Annotated in this window: 2 protein-coding genes; both read left to right on the forward strand. The window is 44.9% G+C overall.

All coding sequences use genetic code 11. From position 1 onward, the window contains the following. Positions 1-588 precede the first annotated feature (588 nt). Positions 589-1065 carry a hypothetical protein gene (locus tag H579_RS0118645; protein WP_028301911.1) on the forward strand — a complete coding sequence of 159 codons (477 nt, stop codon included), beginning with the start codon at positions 589-591 and terminating at the stop codon, positions 1063-1065. Positions 1066-1077: 12 nt separating this feature from the next. Continuing rightward, positions 1078-1368 carry a hypothetical protein gene (locus tag H579_RS0118650; RefSeq protein ID WP_028301912.1) on the forward strand — a complete coding sequence of 97 codons (291 nt, stop codon included), beginning with the start codon at positions 1078-1080 and terminating at the stop codon, positions 1366-1368. Positions 1369-1446 lie beyond the last annotated feature (78 nt).

Raw genomic sequence — 1446 nt, forward strand, 5'->3', positions numbered from 1 at the left:
GCTATCTATCGCCGCAGCGCACAGAAGTGAAACGGCTCAGTGTCGATGGTAGTGTGGGGTCTCCCCATGTGAGGCTAGGACACCGTCAAGCGCTTAGCCCAGGCAGATGAGGGTTGCCTGGAGTTGAACAGGGTTTACAAGCCTTACAGGAAAGTGCAAGAAACTCGGTTAATCTGTAAGCAATCAATATCTGCCATCCGTTGGCGAAATGGCTGGCTTATCTGCCAGAAGAGACCCGATTGGCATGTGAAAAGCAGGCTATTGCTTTAACATACTCTGCTTATATGGCCGTCTATGGTCAGGGTAGCTCTGAGTTGCTGGAGTTACGGTATCGTCACTCTGAACTTGATCTACAGAGAGAGGCCGAGTCATCTGAGGTGAAGTCCCCCCGCAATATTTGCAGAAATGAGCAGAGTACCAGCAGCTGCATTTTGGTGGGGAAATAGCGGAAGCTCAACAGCTGACTGAAGAGCTTCTGGATTATGCCCGTGCCAGAGATAATCGAATTGAACAGTTATTATCGCTGCTATTACTGGGGCAAACGTATCATTTTCTTGGCCTGTTAGAAGAGGCATGGCTTGTTGTAATATGGCTTTGGCATTGTATCGTGATGGAGATGATCTTCGGCTGTGGCAAAAATATGTTGTAGAGTCCAAAAGCCAGGCACTATTTCTGATGGGGCATATTCAGGCATTCATAGGTCAGTTTGAATACGCTATAGAAAGTTGCAGTCAATCTGAGAAATGGGTAAGAAAATCAGGCTGTAGTATGTCGGTAAATGGAGCGGCTACTTTTAAAGCAATCTCTTACTATCATCAACAAGATCGTATAGGTGTATCTGGTGAGTATACGGCCAAAGTTAAAGGCGTCAGAGAACCGGAATGGTTGGATGGGGATATTGTATCTCTGGATGACTGGGCGAATAATGAGCATGATTTTGCCATACCGTTTTATTATGGGTTTATAGCAGTTCGAGTCTTACTGCGCTATCAGTTTTTGGTTGCCGATGCTATGTCAGGTATTAGTAGAGGAAAACCCCAGCTTTGTTGCAACATTGGCTGGTGATGCAATACAAAAATGCACTGCTATGAAGCAGATGGCAGCGGTCCCTTTCTGCATCGCTGTTTGACTGTTGAAAAATGTAAATTGTTCGGTGACTCTGGCTCTATTGCTGACGATCACTTCAGGCAGGGTTATCAGTTGGTCATGGGTTTAAAAGCATATGGGATCGCTTTGGGTGTTGTGGTTTTCTGGCTTGAACACAGTAAAGCTATGGCTGAATACTTTCAGCTTAACGATTGGAGTATCCCTCTTTCTATATATAACACCTCATTTGGTGTGCTTGAAGTGTTACTAGACAGTGCGTAGTTCTGATTTCAATGAACTGCGCATATCCAGTCTAAACTTTCGTTGTTGGAAAGCGTTTTTCTGGTTTTAGTCGATTGT

It is taken from the genome of Oceanospirillum beijerinckii DSM 7166, from assembly GCF_000422425.1.
GTDB lineage: Bacteria > Pseudomonadota > Gammaproteobacteria > Pseudomonadales > Halomonadaceae > Oceanospirillum > Oceanospirillum beijerinckii.

What these genes read in the sequence shown, in the direction of transcription:
- H579_RS0118645 (WP_028301911.1), top strand. Translation starts at nt 589, where the DNA reads ATGGCTTTGGCATTGTATCGTGATGGAGATGATCTTCGGCTGTGGCAA.
- H579_RS0118650 (WP_028301912.1), top strand. Translation starts at nt 1,078, where the DNA reads ATGCACTGCTATGAAGCAGATGGCAGCGGTCCCTTTCTGCATCGCTGT.